The 26,673-nt window shown below is 48.6% G+C and carries 17 protein-coding genes and 1 tRNA gene; 5 read left to right on the forward strand and 13 right to left on the reverse strand.

Annotation, left to right across the window (positions count from 1 at the left end; all coding sequences use genetic code 11):
- Positions 1–194 precede the first annotated feature (194 nt).
- Genes D7D25_RS16820 through D7D25_RS16845 form a run of 6 tightly spaced genes read right to left on the reverse strand, consistent with a single transcriptional unit; the run spans position 195 to position 10,103 of the window.
- Positions 195–1,262, reverse strand: a complete 1,068-nt coding sequence (locus tag D7D25_RS16820) for a carbohydrate-binding protein (RefSeq protein ID WP_122970087.1) — start codon at positions 1,260–1,262, stop codon at positions 195–197.
- Positions 1,263–1,280: 18 nt separating this feature from the next.
- Positions 1,281–2,669 (reverse strand): endonuclease/exonuclease/phosphatase family protein, encoded by a 1,389-nt coding sequence (locus D7D25_RS16825; protein WP_255417365.1) that lies wholly within the window; start codon positions 2,667–2,669, stop codon positions 1,281–1,283.
- A gap of 33 nt (positions 2,670–2,702) precedes the next feature.
- Positions 2,703–3,608: a BT_3044 domain-containing protein gene (locus D7D25_RS16830; RefSeq protein WP_122970088.1), complete on the reverse strand. Its 906-nt coding sequence runs from the start codon at positions 3,606–3,608 to the stop codon at positions 2,703–2,705.
- A gap of 25 nt (positions 3,609–3,633) precedes the next feature.
- A complete protein-coding gene (locus D7D25_RS16835) occupies positions 3,634–5,652 on the reverse strand; it encodes a RagB/SusD family nutrient uptake outer membrane protein (RefSeq protein WP_122970089.1) in 2,019 nt (672 codons plus the stop codon).
- Positions 5,653–5,666: 14 nt separating this feature from the next.
- Entirely contained in the window at positions 5,667–8,759 is a 3,093-nt protein-coding gene (locus D7D25_RS16840; RefSeq protein WP_122970090.1) for a TonB-dependent receptor, read from the reverse strand.
- 27 nt (positions 8,760–8,786) lie between these two features.
- Positions 8,787–10,103, reverse strand: a complete 1,317-nt coding sequence (locus D7D25_RS16845) for an IPT/TIG domain-containing protein (RefSeq protein ID WP_122970091.1) — start codon at positions 10,101–10,103, stop codon at positions 8,787–8,789.
- Positions 10,104–11,071: 968 nt separating this feature from the next.
- Here D7D25_RS16845 and D7D25_RS16850 point away from each other — a divergent pair.
- Positions 11,072–11,923, forward strand: a complete 852-nt coding sequence (locus tag D7D25_RS16850; RefSeq protein ID WP_221408025.1) for a ferritin-like domain-containing protein — start codon at positions 11,072–11,074, stop codon at positions 11,921–11,923.
- Between the two features lie 25 nt (positions 11,924–11,948).
- Here D7D25_RS16850 and D7D25_RS16855 read toward each other — a convergent pair whose 3' ends face one another.
- From D7D25_RS16855 to D7D25_RS16875, 5 genes are all read right to left on the reverse strand, one after another.
- On the reverse strand, positions 11,949–13,049 hold the full coding sequence (locus tag D7D25_RS16855) for a DNA topoisomerase IB (protein ID WP_122970101.1): 1,101 nt from the start codon (positions 13,047–13,049) through the stop codon (positions 11,949–11,951).
- Between the two features lie 57 nt (positions 13,050–13,106).
- The gene (locus D7D25_RS16860; protein ID WP_122970102.1) at positions 13,107–13,601 is read right to left on the reverse strand and encodes a CinA family protein; all 495 of its coding nucleotides are present in this window, start codon (positions 13,599–13,601) and stop codon (positions 13,107–13,109) included.
- 51 nt (positions 13,602–13,652) lie between these two features.
- Positions 13,653–16,208 (reverse strand): DNA ligase D, encoded by a 2,556-nt coding sequence (gene ligD / locus D7D25_RS16865; protein ID WP_122970092.1) that lies wholly within the window; start codon positions 16,206–16,208, stop codon positions 13,653–13,655.
- Positions 16,208–16,981: a Ku protein gene (locus tag D7D25_RS16870; protein ID WP_122970093.1), complete on the reverse strand. Its 774-nt coding sequence runs from the start codon at positions 16,979–16,981 to the stop codon at positions 16,208–16,210. Before D7D25_RS16870 ends, ligD begins: the two co-directional genes overlap by 1 nt.
- Positions 16,982–17,166: 185 nt before the next feature.
- Complete coding sequence (locus D7D25_RS16875) at positions 17,167–20,058, reverse strand: response regulator (RefSeq protein ID WP_122970094.1); 2,892 nt, start codon at positions 20,056–20,058, stop codon at positions 17,167–17,169.
- 448 nt (positions 20,059–20,506) lie between these two features.
- On the opposite strand from D7D25_RS16875, the gene D7D25_RS16885 reads away from it, so the two are divergent.
- The 4 genes from D7D25_RS16885 to D7D25_RS18620 all read left to right on the forward strand — a co-directional run bounded on the left by D7D25_RS16885 (position 20,507) and on the right by D7D25_RS18620 (position 25,740).
- A complete protein-coding gene (locus D7D25_RS16885; protein WP_122970096.1) occupies positions 20,507–20,803 on the forward strand; it encodes a hypothetical protein in 297 nt (98 codons plus the stop codon).
- A gap of 68 nt (positions 20,804–20,871) precedes the next feature.
- On the forward strand, positions 20,872–22,221 hold the full coding sequence (locus tag D7D25_RS16890) for an OmpA family protein (RefSeq protein ID WP_122970097.1): 1,350 nt from the start codon (positions 20,872–20,874) through the stop codon (positions 22,219–22,221).
- A 156-nt stretch (positions 22,222–22,377) separates the two neighbouring features.
- Positions 22,378–24,516: a thiol-activated cytolysin family protein gene (locus D7D25_RS16895; RefSeq protein WP_148038970.1), complete on the forward strand. Its 2,139-nt coding sequence runs from the start codon at positions 22,378–22,380 to the stop codon at positions 24,514–24,516.
- A gap of 51 nt (positions 24,517–24,567) precedes the next feature.
- Positions 24,568–25,740, forward strand: coding sequence for a hypothetical protein (locus D7D25_RS18620; RefSeq protein ID WP_255417366.1), 1,173 nt, complete (start codon positions 24,568–24,570; stop codon positions 25,738–25,740).
- A 199-nt stretch (positions 25,741–25,939) separates the two neighbouring features.
- Here D7D25_RS18620 and D7D25_RS16905 read toward each other — a convergent pair whose 3' ends face one another.
- Positions 25,940–26,392: a PA2169 family four-helix-bundle protein gene (locus D7D25_RS16905; RefSeq protein ID WP_122970099.1), complete on the reverse strand. Its 453-nt coding sequence runs from the start codon at positions 26,390–26,392 to the stop codon at positions 25,940–25,942.
- 206 nt (positions 26,393–26,598) lie between these two features.
- Positions 26,599–26,671 (reverse strand) — tRNA-Gly (locus tag D7D25_RS16910).
- Between the last annotated feature and the right edge of the window lie 2 nt (positions 26,672–26,673).

A 26,673-nucleotide genomic window follows, 5' to 3' on the forward strand; every position in this document is an offset into this window, starting at 1 on the left:
GATGAACTGACCGCTGCCAAAGACCGGGAAATCACCTGGCTGAAAGAAGAAATCCGATACCTGAGAACGAAATTGGACCGTTTGCTGGAGAAAGAGAGCTAAAATCCTCAACTTTTCAAGTCGAATCATAATTGAATTAATAACAGCAGAGGTTGAGGCACTTTCCTCAACCCCTGAATGGGTGGGTTACTTTCTTATTTTTTTGTAAATCTCAATGCCCGGAAGTTGAACCCTGAGTCTTCGATATAGAATTTCAACCGCTGTTCGCCCTGATCAAGGTGAATTTCCAACGGCGGTAAGGGATGCCACCTCCAACTGCTCCAACTTCCATTATTGGGAATGTGGATTGTTCCCGTCACATTCTCGTTATTGACTTCAACGTGGAACTTGGCGTTGTTGCCGTTTGCCGAAACACTTGCTTCAACAAAATAGGCTCCGGCCTCTTCCACATTCAGGGTATAGACAAGCCACTCGTTTGCTGAAGTATAACCTATGTTGTTGCCGTTTCCCTCAACCTCTACCGGGGCGCCGCGCGAATCACCGTGGGTGAGCCTGTAGCCGGCGTTGCCCGTCTTGTTTTCCGGTTCGTTATCATGGAACGCAAAACCCTCACCGCCAAAATCAAAATTGGCGGCCGGAACTTCACAGGGTGCAGCGGAAGAAAGTGTGTGAGGTCCTTTGAACGGACGGGTATATTTCCCATCCACCACTACCCTCTCCACAATATTGCCTGACTGAAAAACAATGGAAGTCACACCTTCACCCGTAACAATGATCACACCATCCTCCACCCGGGCTATGTCCGGATTTTCAGAATACCAAATGATATCCTCCGAATAGTTGTAGTTCTCAGGATGACAAGCGGCAAGTACCGTGGCCTTGTCACCATACAACAGTTCCAAATACGACTCACTCAATGTGACGGACTCAAGAGGAACTTTTACAACGCTGGTCACCTCCACCCTGTTTTCAAGATCGCCTGCTTTAACAATAATATGCGTGACCCCGGTGCCAACGGCCTTAACACGGCCGTCCTTGTCTACGGTAGCCACGGAAACATCTTCCGAACTCCACCGATAGACATAAGTGCCATCCGTAGGGCTGGCAACCAGTTGAACTTCATCTCCCACAAAAAGGGCAAGGGAAGACTTGTTAACGAAGAACGCCCTCTCCACCTCTGTCCTCAGGTTCTCCTCACAACCGGTCAAAAGGAAACAGAAAAGCGGGAAGACGAAAAATATAGCTTTCAAATTGTGTTTCATATTGATAAGATATTTATTTTAAAACTCTGTCACGATCAACACCGGATCGTGATCCGATGGGCATTTGCCGTAAGGCCTGTCGTCAATCACACGATACTGCAACAGCTTAACATCTTTTCCGACAAAGATATAGTCAATCCTGTTTGTGGATTCTTCAAACGGTTTTAACTGATTAAACGTACCTTCCGGGCCCAGCGGCTCTTCAGCCAGATCCCTTGCATCATAAAGCTGTCCGTCAGCTTTCAGGATGACAATGGGCTCCGAACCGGGTTTACAGTTGAAGTCACCCGAAGCAAAGAAAGGGTATTGGTTTTTGACGATCTCTTTTATCTTTGATAAAAGCAATTTCGCCGATTCCACCCGGGCTACCGCTCCTTGATGATCGAAATGGGAGTTGAAGAAATAGAACACGTTGTATGTTTCTCTATCCCTGAACTTCCCCCATGAGCAGATTCTCCGGTAGTTCACCGCATCCCAACCGTAACTCGGTTTTTCAGGGGTATTGGAAAACCAGAAACTGCCCTCATCCAGCAACTCGAAACGAGCCGCTTTATAGATAATGGCAGAAAACTCCCCGTTTTCCCCTCCGTCCCTGCCTGTCCCGGTGTAGTGGTATTTCTTAAATTGGTTCACGATATCTGTCAGGTGCACTTTAGTCCCTTCCTGGGTACCCCAAATATCAAAATCGTACCGGTTGACAATGGTATAGACAAGCTCTCTTCGATCGGGCCATCCTCCAACCAACAAATTATAGGAGCCGGAAGAAAACCGGCTGTGCTCATTGCTTTGCTTAACCGGCACAACGATATCCTTTACATCGGAATGGCCGTTAAACCTGACGACAACCGTTCCCTCCCTTTTACTGTCGGAGCGATCCAGTGCAGAAGCAATGAAGTGATGCCTTTTGACCCATTTATCGACAACTTCAGGTTCCTTCTCCGCTATCCAGGAGGGAAGATCCACAGAATAGGGGAGGTTTGAAGAGATATCCAATGAGAACTCCAATGACTGGTTTTCATTGAAGCAGATTTGAGACTGGCTGACTGACACCTGAGGCTTCTCAGAAAGCTGCCTCACTTTGATATTCTTGACAATCTCTTTGGCCCGCACAGTCACTTCCGAAGACCTTTCCACTCCTATCTCCCCGTTCCTCTCCACAGTGATCCGGATCATGTTGCCGTTTTTCGGAGTTAGCTCCGCTGTGCACCAGCCACCGATTGACTCTACCGTGACTTTTGTGTTGCTTCTTACCTCAATCATCTTTTCACCCGCTTCGGGCCAGAAGACTACTTCGTTGTGTGCCAGTTCCAGAAAAGTCATCTCGGTATCCTGACCATGACCACAGGCGAAAAAAGGAAATATTGATAAAAAAGTTACAAGAAACAACGATATTTTGTGCCTACTCATTTTCTCCGTATGTTATTTATGAAAAACATCTGGTTAGTCCCCTGAAAACTCAAGGCGCAACTCCTCTTTCATCTCAATTGTATTTCCCGCATCATTGATGTAATTGTATCTAATGAGAAAAACTTTGTAGTTTTTGAATGGAGTCTCTTCGATAAAAAACCTGTTCGGGAAGTTGGGATCACCGTTAATCTGGGTGACTTTCAGATCCTTGTAGGGAGAAATCATGATATTTCCGTCATCAGTCACCTGAAGGATTATACCGTATTTATTAATCACTTCCGTATCGGGCTGGAACGCGACATTGTCTGCCAGGATCCTCACCTTGTCCCTGCTGAGAGGATGCATGGTCTTGATTCCGGGAAGTTGCACACTCCCCCTGAATGCCCGCATCGTATAGTTGGTCTGGGGTTTCTGTTTCGCATAATCGTTTTTCAGCAACACCCGATAGAGCACATTGCTTTTTTTGGGGTTGACCTCATAAGAAGAGTACGAGTCGACCTTTATCGGAATAAAATAGGTGGAGTCGGGAGAAAGTCCCTCCGGACGAATTGCCATTTTCATTCGGCCGGTTCTTTCACCCACAGGGATGGTCAGGCTGTAATCTTCAATATCGTACATACTTTCCGGAAGCAACCTCGCGTAGCTCCCGCGATCGACATCGAAATTCAGCAGATTGTATCTGTGGAACGCTTCCGGGTCGGGAAGGAGTTTCACCTTGATCTCCTTCCCCGAAGGAAGAGTGCCCCCGCAAGTCGCGGCGATATAACCATACGACTCCGGCTCATTCAGGTCGTGAACGCTTTCAAAGATATTGTAACTACCCTCGCTTTGCAATGCAAAAATGGTCTTATACTGCTCTTTCTCAAAAATATCGTCGTCGTTGCATGAATAAAAAACGAACAACACGACCACTGCCAATACTGTAATTGATCTGCTCATAATGCTCTGATTATTAAAAAATATTTTACCATCCGGGATTCTGATCCAATGAGGGGAGACGACGGATCTCAGCCCTGGGCAATGGCAGAAAAACCATTCTTTTGTTTATGATCCGGCTCCCTATTCTGGCCGTGTTGGGAATAACTCTCTGGTAGTACCCCTCCTTGTTGGCATCGACGTTCATTCCGGTAATCCTGTCGTTTTCCACGTTTTCATAGATCCCCCACCTTCTCACATCGTAGAACCGCCTGTTCTCAAAAAGGAATTCAATCATTCTTTCTTTCTCGAGCAACTCTTGTATCTTCCGCTGACTTTGCAGTTCAACATCGCTGAGTCCCGGCAAGCCCGCGCGATAACGCACCGGGTTGAAGGCGTTCGCTATCTCATTCACATCCCTCGAAAATGTGTAGGTTTCCCCGTTCAATTCAACCGTATGGGTTGTTGTGAGGTTGTTCAAGGCTTCGGCGTAACTGAGTAGAATTTCCGCAAAGCGGATTATCGGGAACACCTTGTCGACCACTCGCGCGTTTGTTCCGGACCAGGCATCCATGGGATGAATGTACTTCTTCATCACATATCCGGTGGGCGTATGGTTAACCAAGGCGTTCGGATTTGATTTGCCATTTGGTGAATCGTAATAGTAAGTCACCGTGAGATTATAGTCTCCGGCGGAAGAGGCGGAGGTACAAGGCCAATACCCTTCGCTAAAACCGATGCTGGCGTAGAATCTCATTTCGCGGTTCACATACATGTTGTAAACTCCCGCGTTAAGCCTGTAACCGGAAAAAGAACGTATCCCGGAGGTAAAGCCCTCTTCGGAGTAAGGGAACGCATCGCTGGCATTGTCGATTGTTCTTCCGTCCTGCATATAATAGGAATCAATCACTTTCTGGGGAACGGCCATTCCGCCCCATCCTCCGTGAACAATGGGGAACGAGGCCCTTGTATAGCTTTTTAACCCGTCGGATTTCCTTGCCCAAATAAATTCGGGGTTAACCGACGGGACACACTCGCCGTTAAACATTTCCGAATAGGACTTATAATGATCAATTCCGCCTGCTCCTGCCGGAAACTTCTCCCGATAGGAAGGGTCGGATACATTTTCCGGGAGCACCGGGGTTTGTTCGTCTTCCACCACGGTATAAAGCCTGTAGAGAGGCCCACCGGCCAAATCCATGTCGATCACCCTTCTGGCAGCAGCAGCCGCCAATGCCCACCGACTCTCATCATAGGTCTGAGAAACATAGAATGCACCGTCAGTTAAGCGTTTCCAGTCACCGAAATAGATTCTGGCAGCTTGTCCGCCATTATACAAGGGGCTGGCATGCTGAAGGCGAAGACGTGCGACAAGGGAATATGCGGCCCCTTTGGTAGGTCTTCCGAAATCAAGGATAGGAACGGTTACCGGCATATACTCCGCAGCTTTCTCAAATTCATCACATATATAGGCTACCGCTTCGTCGTAAGTGCTTCTGGGACGATCGTAATACTCAATCGGTTCGTTCGTCTCAATGACGTCATCTCCAAGGATAACGGGAGGACCGAACTCCATCAGTAACTTGTTGTATGCGTAGGCTCGTATAAAGCGGGTATAGCCCAGTATATTCATTCGATCCGAAGCCGACATTTCCGGCACCTCATCGATCCGGGACAAGATGGTGTTGCATTTTCGAACGATCTTGTAGAGGTTCTTGTAGTTGTTCCCGAACGGTCCTAAATTGTCGGGGGTAATATGCCCCAAAACAAAACGCATCCCCGAGTAACTGCTTGAGCCATCGACATTGAACATGGTAAATGCCTCGTCGGTAGCCAATGGCCCCAAGACATCCTGTCCGGAAGTACTGAAAATCTGTCCCTCATCGGCGAACATCGCCGCGGCGCCCCACATATAGGCTTCCACATAGCGGGTCTGGGTGAATATGGAGTCCACTTTGAACTCATCATCAAAATAACGGTCGATATTCAGGAAATCCTTGCACGACGAAAAAAAGGTCGGGAAAGAGATAACCGCAAGGAGGATGGATAATAGCTTTAATCTGTTCATTATATCTATGTGCGTTAAATATTTATATAAAGTTGGAAGGTAAAAACCGAGGGGATCGGATAGGCGCGCCCATTGTAACGGGCCTGCTCCGGATCAAATAGTTTCACCTTGTCCCATACAAAAAGGTTTGTTCCAACCAGTTGCAGGTCGAGCGACGAAACCCCGATCCGTCTGAAGGAATGGAGTTTCAGGTTGTAATTTAATGTCACCTCCTGCAATCTCAAATAGCGGCCATCCCCTTTCCAGAAATCGGATAACTGAGAGTTGTTGCTGTTGTATCCATAGTGCAGCCTGGGGAAACGCGCAGCTGGATTTTCGGCCAGCGAGGGATCAATCCCTGCCCGCGCAGCGTATTCCCTTGGGATCCAACGGTTGGCGGGATCGTTTACGATGGTCAACACATTTCCGGTTGCTCCCCCGTGGAATGGAACGTAACCCATTCCGTTTCCGGACTGTCCTACATGGAAAAAAGGAGTTTTCCCGGTTCCTTTAAACATGACGCCAAGCGTGAAGCTCTTATACCTGAATTCACCTCCGAATCCATACATCAAGCGCGGGTAGGTACTGTAGGATAGAGGCACTTTATCCTCATCGTTAATCACACCATCGGCGTTAATGTCCTTGTATTTGATATCACCGGGCGCAACATCGCCAAACTGTTGTCTGGGACTGTACTTTATATCATCTTCATCTTTGAAAAGGCCTAAGCTCTGGAAACCTCGGATCACGTTGTAAGGGTAACCGGTATACTCCAGATAGGGATATTCAAGATAAAGTTGCTCCCAGTTTTGAATCAAATTGGTGGAGTAGGTGTAATTCCCTCTCAATACAAAGCTCTTGCTTGCATCAATCCGGTGAGTGAAACTGATATTGCCGTCGGAACCGTAACTCTTCATCTTCCCCACGTTACCGTAGGGCATGGAGATCACCCCAACATAATCAGGCACCTGAACCCTGGGCTGAAAGATGCCGTCACGCTGATCATCGAAGAAATCGACAACAAACTCAATCTTGTCGTCAATCAGGCGCCCTTCAAAACCGAGGTCTTTCTTCAACGCCTTCTCCCACTTCAGGTTGTCTGCCCCCACGATGGTTTCGTTAATGGTTTCCACGTTGTTTCCTCCCCAGATTGGGCTATGGCCGATATTTACCATCGTCAGATACGGGAACCTGCGGCTCGTGATCCTGTCATTTCCAACCGTGCCGTATGAAGCACGTATCTTGAAAAAATTTAACCATGGCAGGTTGTTCTTCACCCGTTCATAGTTGGTGGGGCTCCATCCGAGAGCAATGGAGGGAAAGAAACCGTACTGTTTTCCGGGCTGGAAGTTCTCCGAGCCGGTATAGCCGAAGTTCACATCCATCATATAGGTATCTTTAAAACTATATGTTAAGCGACTCGACACTCCCTGGTACCTCAATGGAATGGCCGCCAGACTGCTCACCGCTTGCGTTGTTGCCTTTTCATCGCTCAGGTAGTAGTAAAGCAGTCCGCTGAACCGGTGATCGTCAGCCAAGAGCTTCTCGTAGTTAAGTGTGGTCTCAAAATGATATTTTCTATATTGATTTACTTGCTTGCTATACCTGGCGGGAACTGCCTGAACATTCTCTTTCATGATCAGGCTTCCGTTCGTATTTCTCCCCAGGGCCTGATAGAGGGCCGGTTGAACATACCTCTGCTCGCCAAAGATACTGTGGATATCGTAAGCGCCCTGCACCTTGAGCTTAAGCCCGTCGATCACTTTCTTCAGGTCCTGGTTTACGGCCATGGTTATCTTGCCTTGATAGTTCTGGCCGGAAGATTGTCCCGTATGGTTTATCAACACATAGGGAGAAGAGAGATCGTTGGCGCCGGCAGCCGGGAGAAGACCGTTGGAGTATTTACTGGGGAAAAGGAGCGGGTTCAATTGCGACTGTGCATTCCAGATATAATCGGTATTCGCCATACCCGGTTCACTCCTAACGGCCAAATAACCGTCGCTGCCAAAATAAATACTTGTCGTTCTGGTCAGGTTAAGGTCCATGTTGAGCCTGTAGTTGTAGGTGTTATAGCCCACGTTGGAGCTGTAAACACTGCTCTTGTCCTGCTTGTATGCTGCCGTTTCATCGCTCAGGCCCAAGCTTAGGAAATACCTCGCCACTTCACCGCCACCCTTTGCGCTTACATAGTAGCTCTGCTCAAAGGAGTGGTTGTTCAATATCTCTTCCTGCCAATTGACGTCGGGGTAAAGGTCATTGTCAAGTCTGTAACGAATAATGTCCAGTTCGACATCATTATAAGCAGGGGCAGACCCCCTTACAGACAACGCTTCGTTCACCAGTCTGGCGTAATCGTAGGCTCCCAAATATTCGGGTATCCTTCGTAAGACGGAGAGGGAAAAGTTTGTCCGGGATGTGATGGAAAGCTTCCCGGCCTCCCCCCTTTTGGTGGTCACCAAAACGACTCCATTGGCTCCTCTCACGCCATAGACCGCCGTTGCGGAAGCATCTTTCAAGACAGAAAAACTTTGTATGTCTGCCGGGTCGATGGAGTTTATATCGCCTTGCAAGCCATCAATAAGCACTAAAGCCCCGCTGCTGGCGCCAAATGTGCCGATGCCGCGAATCCAGAATTCTGAAATGTTTTTCCCCGGTTCACCGCTTGTCTGCATGGAAATGACTCCGGGAACCTTTCCGCCAAGCAGGTTGGCAACGGAAGCAACGGGGGTTTGCAAATCTTTCACATCGACCGAGGTTACCGCCGCCAACGAACTGATTCGTCGCTGGCTACCCATGCCTACGACAACAAGCTCATCCAACACTTCGGATTCCGTGCTCATCCGGATTTCAATGCCCGACTCTTCTTTCACGACCACATATTCCGCAGTCTCTAAACCCACAAAAGAGATGACTATCACATCCCCGATCTTCACGTTGATCGAGAACTTTCCGTCAACATCGGTAATGGTTCCTATTCCTACCTGATTCTTCAGAAAGACTGTAGCACCGGGCAGTGTTTTTCCGGTTTCATCGTACACGGTCCCATTCAATGTAAATGCAGTTCTTTGCTGTGCATTTGCAAAAAAGAACAGCTGAAGAAATAGCAACAGTAAAAAATTTCTTTTCATTCCACTCATGTATTTTATTTAAGTCTGTTATTCAATGGCCAGTTTACGCACCCTGTTATTCCCCCAGTCCGCAATATAAACGGTGCCCTCTTTATCCACCCCGACACCGCGCGGGTTGTTAAAAAGCGCCTCCTCCGGACCTCCGTCTTTCCACCCGCTCGTTCCGGGCATGCCCACGATCGTCTCTACCATGTTCTCGGGAGAGATTCGGCGAATACAATGGTTTCCGGCATCTGCAATATACAGGTATCCCTCCGGATCAAAATAGATTTGCCAGGGAGCATTGAAAAGCGCCACCTCCAGTTCTCCGTCACGATGTCCGCTTCCCGCCGCGTTTATGCGCTTGAATGTGTTGTCAGGATCCCTGACATCCATTGAATAGATACCTCCGGCAATACCTCCTGAACGTCCGGCAAAAAACAGCAAGTGCGGATGAAGCGGGTGGAACGTTACCCCGTTGGCCGTTCCATTGGGAGTTAAATAGATGATCTCGGCCTCATAAGAGACGGGGTGGATTTTAATGAGCTGCCCTTCAAAGAAACGGGTATAAACGTATCCGTCGAGTTCGCACGCGGCCATGGAATGCTTCCAGGAATTGGTGGGTGGAGCATATCCGTTAGTTTTCACAATTTTGAAATTCCTGTATCTGGGAGCCCATGCCTCTTTAGGATCACAGGTCACAAAGGCGGTAATGGAGGTCTCCGACGGGAATGTGATTATTCCGGTTCTCCTGTCAATCGCAGGAGCGTTGGGGATCATAACCGAACTGTTGTCATTCATGGAAAGCGGAATCACAACATTCTCCTCTTCATTCACCCGTACAAGCCCCCAGGATGGACTGTCCCGGAGAGAGACAAAAATATTGTAATCGTTGTCGACCGCTAAAAAAGAGGGTTTCATCTGGCTTTCTGAAAGTGTTCCGGAGACAAAATCGGGTGAACCGTTTCCGCATACCGTACTTACCGATACCGAGAGATTATATTGGAAAGTATTTTCAAATACGAGCGAATCTTTTCCCACAACCACCGAAACAACGCAGTCGTTACCCGGCATTCTCGGAACCAACGCATAGATCCGATCTCCATCGGATGAGACTACTGCAGCTCGCTTACTGTTAAAATAAACCCTGATTTTTTCGGGATCGGCACCGAAATTTTCCCCCGTAATGATGACCTTCTCCGCAACCCCGCCCGAATTCGGATAAAATGTGGATATTTTGACAGGGATGGACGGGTTGTGATCTTTTCCAAACCCATCATCTGTTTTCTCCGCGCACGATGGGATGAACAGAAGTCCGGAGAAAAGTAAAATAAAGTCAATGCAAGTTTTCAGCTTTTTATTCATGTTTTTTAATTTAGAAAGGATAAAAAATGAGGATTTAATTTATGAATTATATAACAGAGACTAATCCATGGTAGGATTTTCGAAAATATTTAACCATCTTATTATCAATAAAGATGTTATTTTCACCGGACATTCAGCGCATATTCGTAATCCACAGATGAGAAATTTTTCATCAGGGCAAAAATAAAGGTTACTGCTTTCCCAATAAAAGAATCGAGGTTGACATTTACTTTTAAACGGTTGATTTTTACAATCCTTGTCAATCGCGTCTTCAGGATTCCGATGCATTGACCACGATCGCGTCCAGCGGCATAAGACCTATTGCGGAGGGTTCAGTCAAAGCCTCCATAAATATGAAGAGGCCAAATCCGGAACAACGAAATCCATGTGACCGTTCGTTGTGGCCTCTATTTTCTGATTCCGAGGAGGATAATCCGTGAATGGGAGAAAAGTCAGGTCGCAGTTTATGGTAAAAAGAATCCTATATCTTAAAACAGATATGTTAGATAAGATTAATGGAAAAAGGAGTTATATAAAGATATAATCTATTATCTCACAGAATATTAGTCACTATAAACAACTTAAGTCGCGGATAAAATGATCATTCTGAATACTTAATAAAATTCAATTTCAAATTTGTCACAGAACAAATCATTTCTCCCAGTAGTTGTATGAATGTATCTGAACCGAATCAGGTATTTAAATTGAATATCAATCATGGACTCAAAGAAAACAAACAAAGACAAGGAGAAAGACCCCAAATCAGGGTCTGGTTCCGACACAGACAAGAACAAGGATAATAAATCCGGTTCAAAGAGTAACAAAAATTCGGATAACAAATCCGGCCCGAAAAACAGATAATAGGAATAAATCCGAATTATCAAATTGTTGAATCAATCCAATAAATTAGAAGCCGGAGTACAGCCGAGAACTGTACTCCGGTTGAAAATCCAAAAATTATCGAATCTATGGACTCAATTAATCAATCGGCCAGTGGCCAATCGCGGAGCAAAGATATTACAAAAAAAAGACAAAACGCTCGTTTTAACGAAAAATTTGAAGGGAAATTAAAAGAATTTTTCGTGGAAGAATTGAAAGACATTTATTTTGCAGAAGGCGAAATTCTAAAAGGTCTCGACAAGATGGAGGCAGCCGCCATCTCTGAATCCCTCAAGGAAAGTATCCGGTACCATCATTCAGAAACCGAGGAACAAATAGAACGGTTGAAAGAAGTGTTTGAACTTGTCGGCGAGGAACCTTCCAAAAAGAAATGCGAGGCTATTCTGGGTATCCTCAAAGAAGGGGAGACCATGCTCGAAGACACAGAAGAGGGCAGCATGGTGCGCGATGTGGCCATTATCATTGCTTGCCAAAAAGTAGAGCATTACGAAATCGCCACTTACGGGAGTCTTGCCGAATTGGCTCGAACACTCGGTTTGGATGAAGCGGCCGACATTCTTGAAGAGACACTCGAAGAAGAGAAGTCAACCGACGTAGGTTTAACGGAATTGGCGGTTGAATCGGTAAATGAACAAGCAAAAGAGGAAGGAGAAGAAAGCGGAAATGGCGGTGGAAGTCCCTTCGATCCAGTCGAGGAACAAATCAACGACTATAATCCCGCAAGCGAACACGGCGACTATCGGGAAGGCGATTCAGACAGCGAATACCCGATGCACACCGGTGAAGAGTTGGACGAAGATTTCGACGAAGAGTTGGACGAAGATTTCGACGAAGAGTTGGACGAAGATTTCGACGAAGAGTTGGACGAAGAGTTTGATGAAGAGTTGGACGAAGAAGAGGATGATGAAGCCTACAAATAAATAGGACTTGAAGTTATCCTGGAAATTATCCTTTCTCCAAAATAGAAAGGATAATTTTTTCTTCTTTGGTCAGGCCTGTCCGGTTATCGTTTTCTTCTATTTTATCGAACTGCTCAAAATATTCTTGAAGCGAACCGTTTTCGTACAAACTTATAATGAGGGGATGCACGTAATATTTTTTACAGACCGCGCGCGTATTTCCCAAACATGCAGCTACTTTATCGAGTGCTTCCACTACTTTTTTCTTTTGTTCGTTTTGCGTTTCGCCACAACCTAACTCGCTGAGTGCCAAAAAAGCATTCACTGTTCCTCCCCAGGTACGGAAATCCTTGGCGGTAAAATCCTCCCCGCCAACCTCTCTTATATAATCGTTTACCATTCCGGAGTCAATGGTTTGACGTTTCCCTTCTTCATCATAATACTGGAACAACTCCTTACCGGGAATTTCCTTGCATCGTTGCACTATTCGCGCCAGCTTCGCATTCCGCAGAGTGATATCCTGGTGCACCCCTTTTTTACCTTTAAAAGAAAACCTGATGGCATTTCCTTTCACATCAATATGTTTATCTTTAAGCGTGGTAAGTCCGAACGAGCCATACAATCTCTCGTAACTGCTATTTCCCACCCTCATGTTGGTACGTTCCATGAGACTTACCACCGCAGCCAGCACTTTTTCCCGCGGAAGCCCGTGACGCGCGAGATCTTTTTCGACCTTCGCCCTTATGTGAGGTAAAGCATGTGCAAATTGCACCATGCGGTAATATTTGGTATGGTTTCTCAATGCAACCCACGCGGGATGATAGCGGTATTGTTTTCGCTTTGCGGCATCAATGCCGGTGGCCTGAAGATGGCCGTTTTCCAACGCGCATATCCATACCTCTTCCCAGGCGGGGGGGATAACCAGTTTCCTGATCCTTTCCAGCACTTGTTTGTTTTTCACTTCTTTTCCGTCCAAAAAGTACCGAAACGTTTTCCCTCGTTTCTCACGTATTATTCCCGGCTGATCATCGCAAACATATACCAGGTTGACCGCTTTCGCCGTTTTTTGGGGATCATTGAGTATCCGGGCTATTTTTCCGGACGATATTGGGTGGATAAGATCTTCCTCTTTATCTGTTCGCTTCATAAAGGATTTATTCATTCATGTTAGTCATTTTCCGACTATCACATAGCCCTTGTCGACTTATTTTTTCTTTACAATCTCCCATAATCCATCCATCGCTTTCTCCATAAAGACACATTGATTCTCAAACAGGGATTTTAAAGGATCTCCCTTGATTTTTTTTGATAAAATCACCTTTGAGTCTTGCGCTACAGCTATATAGGCATAGCAATCCTTTATGGAAAGAGCCGACACGGGTTGTGCGTATCCTGTAATGGCCAACCCCAATTCGGCATTGAAAGCCAATGCTACTTCCAGTGCCATTTTATCGGATATTTCTTTACTCACTGAATTACAAGCCTCGGCAAAAACCGGATTCACATGTAGGTGTTTCGCTTTTTGTCCCAAATTATAAAGGGTCATACCTCCCTGGAAAAAAGAGGTGGCATGTGCGGCCTGCGAGAGGGCATTTTGTATCAGTCCCGCGGTACAACTTTCGGCAGCGGCAATGGTTTGCTTCCTCTTTCGCAATAATCGGCTGATCTGGTTTATTTTATTATGATCAAATATATTCATATAAGCAGCGTTAGTAAATAAATCGACAAGGTGGGTGGACAACGTTAAAAATCACGTTGCCAATCGGCCCATGGCTTTTTTCAAATCAATGCCTTTTTCCAATACCGGCAAGAAGATGTCTCCTTTTTTTGCCAAACGCGGAAGGACGTTGTGAATGGAAAAATCACCCATGGAGATATCCTTCGTCAATTCCTCCCATTCAACCGGCATTGAAACCGTAGCTCCGGGTTTGGGACGCACACTGTAAGCACTTGCCACGGTTTGTCCCGCCCTATTTTGCAGGTAATCCAGATAAATTTTCGGGCCACGCTTTCGCAGGCTGCGCTCTAAAGTAGTGGTAGCGGATAACCTTTGCTCCACGAAGCGGACAACAATATGGGCAAAATCGCGTACCTGTTCGTAAGTGTACTGCGCACCCATGGGGACAAAAATGTGAATGCCCGTACTTCCCGATGTCTTGCAATATGCCGGTATCTGGCATATGTCCAGTATTTCTTTGGTCACTTTGGCTGCTTCGATAACCTGGATAAAGCTGTTTTTCTCCGAGGGATCAAGATCGATGACCAGGTAATCGGGATTACCAGGATTTTCTATCCGGTTGTTCCATGGATTAAGCTCGATGCAGCCTAAATTGATGAGATATCCGAGGGTTTCTTTGTTGTTGCAGACAATGTACTCCAATTCCTTGTGGTTGGATTCCGAGAAGAGAGAGACTGTGTCCACCCATGACGGCACATTTTTTCCGGCATCTTTGTGGTAGAAACTCAATCCGTCTATACCATCGGGAAAGCGGTGTAATGATTGCGCGCGGTTTTTTAAATGCGGTAAAATATATTCGCTCACCGACAGATAATAATCGATCAACTCACCCTTGGTAATCTTTTCCTTTTTCCAGTAGAGTTTATCGAGATGGGTGTACTTCATTTTGTCTGCCGTTGCGGCCGGTGAATCCTGAGTCGACTCCCCTTCCTGTGGTGGCACCACAGTCACCGGGAGACTATCGCGGTAGAGGTCCATGGCACTCAAATCGTCCCGGATCCCCATAAACACGGGATGGCGAAAAAGACCGTCCTCGGTTATTCCGGAGTATTTCACGGTACACACTGTTTCCGGTTTTAACCATGTGGGAGGGGCATTGGCAGGGGACATGGTTGTGAAAGGCATTTTTTCGATTACCATAGGTTGCAACAAGGCATGGATTTCTTTGAGCGATTTTTTGCTGAATCCGGTTCCGGCATGTCCCGCGTAATATAACTTTCCTTCTCTGTATTTACCCAGGATAAGTGCGCCGAAATAGGTTCGCGAACCGCGCGGTTGGGTGTAACCGGCGATGACCGCTTCATCGGTCTGATGATTTTTTATTTTCACCCATTCTGCCTTACGTGTCCCTTCGATATAGAGGCTCGATTTTTTCTTTGCGATCATTCCCTCCAAATCGGCCTGCTGTATGGCTTTATAAAATTCTTTACCCTTGTTTTCCACATGATCGCAAAATTTCACATGGGGCGTCTCGGTGAGTGCCTCTTTCAGCAGTTCTTTGCGCTGGATCAAAGGAAGGTCTTTGGTACTGTACCCATTCAGGAAAAGCAAGTCGAACACGTGGTAAATGAGCGGCGAGCCGGGATTATCCGCGAAGTGTTGCAAGGCCTGAAAATCGGGATTGTCGTTCTTGTCGTACGCCACAATCTCCCCATCCACGATCATTTGATGTGTCTGTTGACGGAGTCCGTTCTCGATAAGGGGATATCTCCCCAGGAATGATAAACCGTTACGAGAGTAGAACTGTAAACCGTCGGTAAGATCGGCAATGGCACGGTACCCGTCCCATTTGATCTCGAATATCCATTCTTCACCGTCAAACGGCTCTTCACCTGTAATGGCCAGCATGGGTCTGACATACCGGGAAAGTTTTTCCTGTCCCGAAAGAGGCAAACCCGGAGCGCTTTTCTTTTTCGAAGTTGTTCCGGAAGGGGTGGAAGTTTTATATTTTTTGTTAACCAGTTTTGTCACCTTGGATTTTGAGGGTGTGTAATTTTCGGCATCGTAATTCTCATGCACGGCATGGGAATCGTTGTGTTTGATGAGCAGCCAGGCATTGGCTTCTTTCGCCGTATGCATCTTTACCAAAGCAAATTCGCCTTTTAGCTTTTTCCCGTGGAGAATAAATTTAACAGAACCTTTGTTTAATCCTTCCAGTAAAATCTCCTCATCACTCTTGCCTTCCCCACGCGGCAAGGGCTCATAGGTGCCTTCATCCCAAATTTCCACTTCACCTGCACCGTAATTGCCTTCAGGGATAGTTCCCTCGAAGGTGCGATAAGCATAAGGATGGTCTTCCACCATTATGGCCAGCCGTTTATCAGTAGGGTTGAGTGAGGGGCCTTTCGGGACAGCCCAGCTTTTGAGCACACCTTCCATCTCAAGCCTGAAATCATAATGCAGCCGGATAGCCGCGTGTCGTTGTACAACAAAAATAAGTCTATTTTCAGAAGAAACGGCAGCCGGAGAAGGCTTATCCGAAGGATCGTCATCCGAGGGAACAGCCTCTCCTTTGGGTTCGGAGGTCTGATTGAAGTCACGTTTCTTATTATATTTGTCGAGTGCCATCAGGAGATGTTCTTTTTTGATTTTTCCAGACTTGCCTTCAGTTTTTCCATCAAGTCGATGGTTTTATCGGTGGGTTCCGTTCCTTTAGCCACTTTCAGCTTCTGCCCTTTTGCTTTCTGTTTGATGATCTTCAGCAAATCAGCGCTATAAGTGTCTTTATATTGTTCCGCGTCAAATGTTTCCGAGTTTAGATCGATGAGTGAAATTGCCATTTTCAACTCATTGGGTTTTACTTTTTCAGGAGGAATTTTCAATTCTTCGTATTCACGAAGTTCTTCAGGAAAACGTATCTTATTGACAATAAGAATGTCGTGATAGGGTTTTACAATACCCAATATTTCCTTGTTGCGCATAATGAATGTGCCCACACCTACCTTGCGGGTCTTTTTCAACGCTTGTAACAGTAGCGAGTAAGCATTTTCCCCGTTTTTTTGAGGTTCCAAAAAATAAGGAGCTTCAAAATAAACGCTCTCTATTTCGTCCTCATCCACAAATTGCTGAATGGAAAACACTTTGCTTTTTTCCGGGCTTGCAGCTTCAAAATCCTGCTCATCCAGTACAATATAACGGTCATTGAGCTTATAGCCTTTCACAATATTATCCCACTCCACTTCCTTACCGGTTTTTTCGTTCACCCGCTTAAAGCGGATGTTAGACAAATCGCTCTTGTCGAGCATGTCCAGATCGAGCGTGCTGCTTTCCGTCGCGGAATACATCTTGACGGGAATATTCACCAGTCCGAATCCGATAGCTCCATTCCAAATAGACTTCATATGACCAAAATATTTATTTTCACAAAAGTTAGACGTTTCCCCCCCCCTTTATTCTTATCCCTGTGGGTTATGTCGCCGCTTTTATCATATAGAACAGTAATAAAGAAGGTTTGGTTCAATCATAGAGATGAGTGACGAGGCGTAGTCGGAGTAGATTTGAAGGAGTATCCATGTCTCATGAGGCATCAAGAGAGCGCACCTCTTCTATACTCTGTGGGGGTGATGCCGTACATCTTCCTGAAGGCATGGTAGAAATTGGATGTATGCTCAAAGCCACAACGGTCGGCGATGTCGTCAATGGTCAGTCCGGGGTTTGTTTCAAGCATGTGTCGCGCTCTTTTCATCTTTATCTTCAGCATGTACGAGGCAGGCGATCCTCCTGTCAGGGCTGTGATCTTCCGGTGGAACTGCCGGGGGCTCATGCAGAGTTTCTCCGCCAGCGCATTCACATCCAGCCGCCGCTCGTCGAGAAGGAGGTAGATAAAATCGACCGTTTTGGCGAGGAAGCGGCGCTCGGCATCCGTGAGCTGCGCTTCCTCTTCCTTGTCCGTGCCGGCATTTTGGCTAAACCTGCCGCGCAGACGGCGATGGCGGTCAAGCAGTTTCTCCACCCTGGTGCGCAACTCGTCAGCATTGAACGGTTTGGCCAGATAAGCGTCCGCCCCGGCTTCTATGCCCTTTATGCGTTCCTCTTCGGTGATCTTTGCCGTCACGACGATGATGGGGATATGGTTGATAATTTCGTTGCCGCGCACCTGTCGGCACACTTCCAATCCGTCCATTTCGGGCATCATCAAGTCGGTGATAATGAGGTCGGGCACCAGTTCCCGCGCCTTCTCCAGTCCCTCCTTCCCGTTGGTGGCATAACTGACGGCATAGCGGCCGGCAAATTGCGAGCCGATATAGGATGCGATGTCGCGATTGTCCTCGATGATGAGCAGTCGGCACAGACTGTCGTCGCCCTCGCTGTCGGCAAGTGCCGACTCGCACTGGGGCAGCATTGCCATGTTCGTGGTTTCCGTGTCGGTGATGGTGTGCTTGATTTCATTGTGGATGGGCACGCTGATATGGAAGGTGGTACCCCTTCCCAGCGCACTCTCTACGGTAATGCTTCCCTCCACGGCGTCCATAATCTGTTTCACGAGTGCCAGTCCCACGCCTGTCCCGATGTTATGCACGTCGTTCCCACCCTGATAGAATGGCTCGAAGGCATGGGCAAGGGTTTCCATGTCCATTCCCCCGCCCGTATCGGCAATGTCGATGAGCATACGTTCGCCCTCGCGCCATGCCACCACACTCACCTTGCCGTATTCGGGCGTGAACTTGAAGGCGTTGGAGAGCAGGTTGTTGAGTACCTTGGCCACATAATCCGGCACGAAATCCATCCTCACTTCACCTTTCGACAGAAATTGCAAGTCGATATTACGGCTCCGGGCAAAGTCGCGATAGCTCTCCACAACCATCATCAGATAAGCCGTGATATTGCCGTTGCGCCAGTCGGCATTGCCCACCGCTGACTTGATTTTCGAGATGTCCAACAACTGGTTGATGAGGGTGAGCAGACCCTTGCCCTGCCGCTCGATGGTCTGGGCCTTGTCCTTGATCTCTTCCGTATCGGTGGATTGCAGGTCGCGGCTCAGTCCAAGTATCACGGTGAGCGGTGTGCGGAACTCGTGGGTGATGTTGGTGAAGAAGTTCTCCCGCAAGAGCGAAAGTCTTTTCAATGCCAGGTGATTGCGATGGTGAACACGCTGAATGTAGAAGAAAGTCGCCAGCGCACCTGTCAGCCCGATTACGACGAAGGAAAAGATGGCGTAATCCACATGGCGCGCCGCGCGTTCCTGCTCCAGTTTCAGTCTTGCCTCATTCATCTCCCTGGTCTGCCGATTGCGCTCGATGTTGAGGCTGGTGTTCTGGATGCGGTTCACCTTCTCCATGTCCAACAGGCTGTCCTGCAGGGCGATTGCCTGTTCATAGGCGGCCAGGGCCGTACGGTAATCTCCCCGCTGTTTGTAGTGCTTGTAATATAAGGTGTGGATTTCCGCCAGATGCTCCTTCGAGTGGATGCGCTCCGCCATTTGCTTTGCCTTGCCGAGATAGTCCAAGGTCTTCGCTTCATCATGGGTGGTCATGTATATGCCGGCCAGGGCGATGCGTGTGTTCAGGGCGTGCCACTCATCCTTTGATGCTTTCATCAGTTGGTAGGCGGTCTCATACGCTTGGGTTGCCTTGTCGTATTGCCCGGCTTTTTCGTAGAGCGAGCCGAAATAGGTATGGCAGAGCGATATGCCGAGGGTGCTGCCGGCCTCCTGGTTGTACCGCATCGACAGGCGGTAATAGACCCACGCCGAGTCCGTCTGTCCGCGATGTTCGAAGATGGAGCCGAGATTGGCGTAGTTGATGGCTTGCCCCACCGCGCTATGCAACTCCTGTTCGCCTTTTAATGCCAAGCGCAAGGCGCTGTCGGCGCGCTCGTAGTTGCCCAGCGTCAAGTAGAGATTGCCCAGTCCGTTAAGCGACACCACCCGGTTTTTCTTGGCCATGAACGACGTGTCGGCGCATTCGTTGCTGAGCGTCCATGCCCGATAGTGGTACTCCTGCGCCACGTCGAGCACGCCCATGCGACGATAGTTGGTACCGATGTTGTTCAGTGCCTGCACCCATTCCAGCGTGTCGCCGATGGCTTCCGCCTGTCGCAGTCCCTCGCTGTGGATGTCCAGCGCCTCTTCGAAGCGGCTCTCGTTGCGCAGCGCCTTGCCCCACTCCCTCAGGGCGATGACACTACCGAGCCTGTCGCCCCGGCTTTCCAACCGCTTTTGCAGCAGGGCAAGCGAGTCGGGCGTGCGCGCGGAGCGAACGATGCTGTCCGCCGCCCTTCTGTCCTGGGGAGAGAAGAAAGTCTCCGGTTTCTTGCCGCACGAAACGAGCAGGAGAGAGATTGTGATAAACGCTCCTAACACGCTTGAAATGGGGCGGCATTTTCCCCATAAATATAAACGCCTCGCGGAAGGGCCGTAAAGTGGCTTTACGGTCGTGTTTGTGGCGCTCCCATTGATAGGATGTTCAGGTCCGTTCATAGATGCATATCCTTTGTCGGGTTAGCCATTCGGTGGCAGGAACCATCTGTCTGCAAAGTTAACATTTTTCCCGAAAAATGAAAAAACAATATAAAACCGTTGTTTTATATAAAAGATAGAAAAAGCTCCATAACCATCAATATGATCTTGATAAAACTTCCATGACACAATAAAAATTTTCCCCATCGACTCATTGCTTCCTTTCCCGAAACCGGCAGGGAAATGCCGAAAAACTCCTTTCGAAAGATGAAAACCACTATTGCTTGAAATGCGCGATAGTGTGCATGAGTTTCTCATGATTATCAAAATGTTACGATCAAAAAATGTCCGATTAGAACAATCGGGGCAGATGCAGGATGTCCGAAAGGAACACTTTTTTGTCCGATTATAACACTATCTAGAGCCTGTTTCACCCTTAATTTTGCCGCAAAACAAAGAGATATCGGCTATGGACCGAACAGAAAGAAAAATACCACCGGAAAAGCGGCGACGGAAATTTGACGAGGCACAGCAATTCTCTGAAGACCGCGCGCAACTCCTCGACACCATCCGCGAGATGATAGATATCGAGTTCGAGCACCGCGGATTGAAAACCGAGAAGCTCCCCCATCCCGAGAGTCCGCCACCCGAAAACAGGGGGCGGGAGCCGCCCGACCGACGGCCGTTCGGCCGTACCCTCTGGCAGCGCATCGCGAACCTCTCCCGCGCCTGCCTTAAGAGACTCAAGCAAACAAACATTTATTAACCCGAACGCCCAATCCTCCGACACGGCGTTCCCCTCACGAGGGGTCAATGGGAGGTTTATTCTTGTCTATGAACAAAATACGAACGAACCCGCTCATTCCGCCGATTGGCGGCGGATGGGCAAGAGCAGGTCTCTTCACCCTGTTCGCCATCCTCATGGCCACGGTCGCACAGGCTCAGACGGCAGGCGGAAGCGGAGCTCAGGTGCCGGGAGACCGAAACAGCGAGCCGCGCACCCGCACTTGGAGCATCTATGCCGAGGGCGGACTGTCGTGGGCCACCGACGTGTGGTATCCAAACCTCGATGCCAAACGCAGTTATAAACAGTCGCCCGCGGTGGGCGGTGGCGTGGACTTCACCATCCGTCCCTGGGTGCGCGTGGGAGCCGAGTACCTCTGGTCTCGTTACCGCCGGGAACAGCGCTTCTCCACGCTCGACACCAGGAGTGTGCCCGTGAAGGCCTATGGCAACTACCTGATGAACTACCACAATGCCAAGCTCGGCGTGGGCTTCAACGTCATGGAACTGTGGCCGGACCGCCAGGCGCGGTGGCTGAATATCTGGGCAGGCACGGGCGTGGGCTATACCTTGGCGCGCGGCAACGAGTACGGCATCTACTTCAGCACCACGCAGACGCAGGACGGCACGACCGTGGCCATCGGAGACAAGGCCGCCGTGAACAACTCCTCGGCCGTCACCATCACGGGCAACGTGAGGACGGAAAACCGGCATGAGAAGTTCGGCAAGCCCTACATTCCGGCTTCGCTCCACGTGGAGGCCGACGTGAGCCGACAGTTCACCGTGGGAGTGAAGGGGGAGATGGACTGGCTGCTGAACCGAAAGGAGATCGCCCCGAAGAACCTCGTCCTCGCCCTGGCCACCATCCGCTACCACTTCGTGCCCGGCAAGGCAAAGGCCATGAAGCGCTACCACGACGAGCAGGCGGCCGCACTCAACGACCGCATGAACGCCCTGCAGCGTGAATCGGAAGCCGAGCGGGCAAGGGCCGACAAGGCCGTCGCCGACCGTGAGCGGATGCGGCGCGAGAACACCGACCTGCAACGCCGCTTGGACGATTGCGAAAAGAGCAGGCCCACAGCGGCAGCCATGGTGGAGCAGCCCTCGCACGTCGTGCAGTTCGACCACAACAGTTCCTACCTCAGCCGTGAGGAAAGCGACAGGTTGAAAGCGTTTGCCCGAGGCGTCAAGGGGCGCAAGCTCTCGCTCCTGGCCGAGGCCAGCACGCCCGGAACGAAAGACTATAACCAGGCCCTCAGCGAGCGGCGCCTGCAACGGGTCATCGACGCACTGGTGAAAGAGGGGCTGGCGCGCGGAGATCTCAAGCCGGCGCTGGCCGTCGGATCGCAGAATGGAATCCCCACGGCCGATGGACGGCGGGTGACCATCACCGCAGAATAAGGCCTTCCGCACTAACAACCGGATATTTGGCAGACAAGCGGCAGACGGGTCGCGAAAGCCGCGGGAATGGAGCGTTAGTGCCAAACGGAAAAGCTTGCGAAACTTGAATTAATGATAAAAAACCTCGCAATAGTATAAGGTCAATTGCATACAATTATGGCAAATACTCAGCCCCAAATTGCTGTCAAAGAGATTACGATTGTCAGCAAAACCAAGAACAGCATTTCAATTCGCTGGAACAAGGCTACCGACAAGGAAAGCCCGCAAAGCCAGTTGCAATACACTGTTACATGGTGCGTTGCTCCTTACCGATGGGACAACAATGTTCGTAAGATCGGTGAAAGAAAGTTTGACAACTCGTCTTACACCATTACAGGGCTCACCCCCGACACGACTTATGAAATTATCGTATACGTGAGGGATCCGGACGGTTATGAAAACACCTATGCGAGAACCAAGGTGACCACCCTGCCCGACGCGGCACCCAACACCGCACCTTATGTCCCCAATAAAACGGTGATTATCGATAAAATCAATGCCAACAGCGTTGAAGTCTCATGGCAGAAGGCCACCGACAAGGAAACAGCCCAGAAGGATCTCCGCTACACTCTTACCTGGACGCAGGGACCGTCGTACGATAGCGGTAATAGAAAACAGAGTCCTTATTTTACGGATATCAATACCTATAAAATAACAGGACTGTTCCCTAACACAAGCTATTGCATTGTCGTTTGGGTATATGACGGACAAAGCTTCTCACGTTACAACAATCTATATGTGACTACTGCAAATCTCTCAGGCAGCACCGGCAATGACGCCCAAAGGCGCAGGGAAATCAACGCCGGACTGGCTTCCATAGCTTACCGTCCCGCAGACTTGATCAACAACGAAATGTATAATGACAAGACGGTTTATCCTGAGGCATTTGAAAGTCTTCCGGACAGGGACTTCGCCTATATCCTGGACAAGAAGGCGGAACCTTTTGGCGAAAAAGAGATTTATGTAAGAGGAAGCGGCTATGAGAATATCTACCCGGGTGCGATACTTGTGGTCGATGACCAGATAACAAGCGGTTCACCTCATCCGCTGGGACGAATCAAAAGAAGCAAGATTTCCCTCTACGGAGACTTCCTTGCCGGGGGCAACCCGTCCCAGGGCGATGTCGATCCCAACAATTCCGCTGTAAGAACAGCCAAGAACAACATTATGCAGGCGCTGTTAAAAGATCCGAAATATGATGCTCCCGGTGTGCAAAGAATCAGGACAAAGATTCATACCAGCGAAAAGAGCCTGATGATGGACTTGGCCGTCGACGCTTCATTTGCAGGATGCAACCTCAATGTGAAAGCAAAAACGTCCTCGTCGGAACAGTCGTTTATCCAGGCTACCACATTAGACCAGGATTACTTCACCATCAAACTCAAAGACGATTGGAAACAAGACCCTTCGTCCTTGTTTGACAAGAGTGTGACCTGGCAGCAACTGAGCAATGAGTTGAAAGGAAAAGCCATTGCCATTGTCACTTCTGTCACTTACGGAAGAACGTTCAGCTACATGAAGGAGTACTCTGCAAAAAAATTCACGTTTGACGCCTCAGAAAAAGTATCCGGATACGGGCAAAAAGCAGATTCAAGCCAGTCGCTGGCCGAATCATCGAGCTACACCAACGATGAGGTATTCAATATCGGCGGAACAGCCTTGACCATCGCCGCCTTGAGGAGCAAGCGAAGCCAGGATGAATTGGAAAAGGCGATGGCCGAGAACATGAAGTTCAACCAAGGCAATCAAGGCGTTGTGACAAAATATACGTTACAGCTCATCACAGGCCCCTATCCCGGGAAAGTCATCAAACCCTTGTACTCCGGGACACAGTATCAAATCGGATACACCAGATGCCCGAGAAGATTATCCGCCCATATCAATGTCAAGGATGTAAAGATATTGGATGGCAATGTGAAAGTGCAACTTGACGTGCAGTGTTTCCGAGTGATAAATGGCAAAGCCGATATTTTCAAGACTATCAACGGCAACAGTTCCAAAAAAGCGCAAGACCCTTGGTGGTTCACATTCCAGGGCAGCAAAACAAGAGAATACGGGGACTTGAATCCCGGAGAATACATTTACAAGAATCCGCTACTGCGAATAAGAAGCAAGATTAGTCGGGTTGCGGACTATAAGGCCCAGGATGAAAAGCGCCTTAACCACGGAGAAATTGAAACCGGGGCAATGGATGTTATTCTTAGGGGAAGCGTGTTTGGCACTGTCAGAATTGCCGAGGTGAAACCCCTTGACTAATTTCGACCCGATAAAAATGAATACGAACAACCAATTAAAAACTAAAAAGATATGAAACACATTCAATCCATCCTGCTTGCCGGCCTTATGCTGCTGGCAACGCCCGCGTTCTTCACTTCATGCCAGGAAGACGCGCCCGAGATCAACTACACGATGAACGTGACCGTGAACAACGACTTCACCCAGTTGGTGGAAGCCATCAACAACGGCACGTTCAAGCAGCCCGAAGCTATCGAAAAGCTCATTGAGGCCATCGACAAGATGAACGCCGACCAGGCTGCCAAGCTGCAGGCCATCGTCGACGTGATCAACTCCGCAAATGCCTCGCTGGAGACGAAACTTGCCGCCATCGAGGCCGCCATCAAGGCGCAGACGCTCTCGCTGGAAAACAAGTTCGACCTGCTCGAAACGGCCATCAAGGCACTGCCCGACTACTCTTCGCAACTCGACGCCATCAAGACCGTCATTGAAAACTTGCCCGACTACGGCGATAAACTCGATGCCCTCAAGGCTGCCATCAAGGCACTGCCCGACTACAGCGGCAAGTTCGACGCCGTGGTAGCGGCCCTCGAAGCCATGAAGACGCAGCTTGAGGCACAAGGCACATCGCAGGCCGCCATCGCCACGGAGATAGCCGCAGTTACAACGGCCATCAACAACCTCATCGCCGAAGTGAATGCCGGCAACACCGATGCTGCCGCAGCCCTCGCCCAGATCATCCAGAAACTCGAGGAGCTCAAGGCTGCCATTGAAAGCGGTGGTAGCGGCACCCCCACCTTTACCAACATCGTTACTCTTGACGGCGTGACGATGCCGGTGCTCAGCGCGGGCATAGATAAATCGGACTTGGAGGAAGACAATTGGTACGACATTTACCTCTTCCTGTCCGGGGACAAAAATAAGTACATTGAGATCATGGCTGACGGCGAGCACCACAACGGCAAGACCTTGGATCTTACCCGGAAGGAAGACGAGCACGACGGATGGTACTGGGCAGTCGAAATGCGTAATCCCAAAAAATTATTTCAAACTTTTGGTGAACCAGGGACCGGATATCCGGTCTTCCTAAGCGGCACGCTCCTGGTCAAGCGCATCGGCACCGGTACCGAATTTGAGATAACGCTCAAGGACGGCAAGGTAAAAGGCGAGGGTGAGTATGGCGACGGCCTTGAACACACCGTCAGCCTGGATTTCAAGGGCGAGTTGGAATTTGATGAATTTTAAAAATTCAAATTCTTTTCAAGCGGTTCATTCCTTAGGATGATCATTATCTTTCTTTTGAAGCTGTCTCGTTTTGAGGCAGCTTCTTTTTGCCGACAAGTGAAACGAACTGAAAATGAGTAATGGGTGAAAACCCAAACCGGAGATCGTGAAAAATAAGGATAGATGCCTTCAGGCACCCATCCTTATCATGCTGAAAAATTTAACCCAACATATCGCGCATGGCCTTGATCTCATCGAACGAGACCTGTATTTCCGCTTGTTGACGGATTACTATCGCGCGTTGCTCGGGAGTGAGATCCTCGCTGTTCAAGGCTTCTTCATATGCACGCAAAGCCGCTTCTTCGCCGAAAACGCAGTTATCGAGAATAGCTTTCCGGTTATTTCCTGAGAAAAAGGCTTTCACATCCATCCACGCGCGGTAAATCTTACCAGACACCATGGTGCCTTCGGCAATTTTTTCTCCCCCACGAACCACCGCGGGAGCCAATTCATCGCGATTGAGCATGCTCTGTTCAACCCTTTCCCGAAATAAGATCCTCAAATCGGAATCTTCAGGTTTTAACTCGTCAATGGCTTTCTGATAACCTTCTATCCTGTCGTTATTGATTAATATCAAATCGTTCAATGTTTCTGCTTGTTTTTCTAAATTCATAACTGAGTCCTTTCTTTTTTAATTGATAATTGAATAATCCACAGTGCACTGGATATAAGTGAAACAAATGTCGTTTCTTATTGTTCTACAAAGCAGTACTAATAAAACCTAACAAGAGAAGAATCAGAATCATCGGAACATGTTGAATGCTGACACGGTATAAAAAAAACGCCCTAAGATTTTACTTTAGGACGTTTATATATCTGAGCGGAAGACGGGACTCGAACCCGCGACCCTAACCTTGGCAAGGTTATGCTCTACCAACTGAGCTACTTCCGCAA

Source organism: Proteiniphilum sp. X52 (genome assembly GCF_003712195.1).
GTDB lineage: Bacteria > Bacteroidota > Bacteroidia > Bacteroidales > Dysgonomonadaceae > Proteiniphilum.

Excerpts from the sequence above, each read along its gene's own strand:
- D7D25_RS16820 (WP_122970087.1), bottom strand. The coding sequence starts at position 1,262 with ATGAAACACAATTTGAAAGCTATATTTTTCGTCTTCCCGCTTTTCTGT.
- D7D25_RS16825 (WP_255417365.1), bottom strand. The coding sequence starts at position 2,669 with ATGAGTAGGCACAAAATATCGTTGTTTCTTGTAACTTTTTTATCAATA.
- D7D25_RS16830 (WP_122970088.1), bottom strand. The coding sequence starts at position 3,608 with ATGAGCAGATCAATTACAGTATTGGCAGTGGTCGTGTTGTTCGTTTTT.
- D7D25_RS16835 (WP_122970089.1), bottom strand. The coding sequence starts at position 5,652 with ATGAACAGATTAAAGCTATTATCCATCCTCCTTGCGGTTATCTCTTTC.
- D7D25_RS16840 (WP_122970090.1), bottom strand. The coding sequence starts at position 8,759 with ATGAAAAGAAATTTTTTACTGTTGCTATTTCTTCAGCTGTTCTTTTTT.
- D7D25_RS16845 (WP_122970091.1), bottom strand. The coding sequence starts at position 10,103 with ATGAATAAAAAGCTGAAAACTTGCATTGACTTTATTTTACTTTTCTCC.
- D7D25_RS16850 (WP_221408025.1), top strand. The coding sequence starts at position 11,072 with ATGGACTCAATTAATCAATCGGCCAGTGGCCAATCGCGGAGCAAAGAT.
- D7D25_RS16855 (WP_122970101.1), bottom strand. The coding sequence starts at position 13,049 with ATGAAGCGAACAGATAAAGAGGAAGATCTTATCCACCCAATATCGTCC.
- D7D25_RS16860 (WP_122970102.1), bottom strand. The coding sequence starts at position 13,601 with ATGAATATATTTGATCATAATAAAATAAACCAGATCAGCCGATTATTG.
- ligD (WP_122970092.1), bottom strand. The coding sequence starts at position 16,208 with ATGGCACTCGACAAATATAATAAGAAACGTGACTTCAATCAGACCTCC.
- D7D25_RS16870 (WP_122970093.1), bottom strand. The coding sequence starts at position 16,981 with ATGAAGTCTATTTGGAATGGAGCTATCGGATTCGGACTGGTGAATATT.
- D7D25_RS16875 (WP_122970094.1), bottom strand. The coding sequence starts at position 20,058 with ATGAACGGACCTGAACATCCTATCAATGGGAGCGCCACAAACACGACC.
- D7D25_RS16885 (WP_122970096.1), top strand. The coding sequence starts at position 20,507 with ATGGACCGAACAGAAAGAAAAATACCACCGGAAAAGCGGCGACGGAAA.
- D7D25_RS16890 (WP_122970097.1), top strand. The coding sequence starts at position 20,872 with ATGAACAAAATACGAACGAACCCGCTCATTCCGCCGATTGGCGGCGGA.
- D7D25_RS16895 (WP_148038970.1), top strand. The coding sequence starts at position 22,378 with ATGGCAAATACTCAGCCCCAAATTGCTGTCAAAGAGATTACGATTGTC.
- D7D25_RS18620 (WP_255417366.1), top strand. The coding sequence starts at position 24,568 with ATGAAACACATTCAATCCATCCTGCTTGCCGGCCTTATGCTGCTGGCA.
- D7D25_RS16905 (WP_122970099.1), bottom strand. The coding sequence starts at position 26,392 with ATGAATTTAGAAAAACAAGCAGAAACATTGAACGATTTGATATTAATC.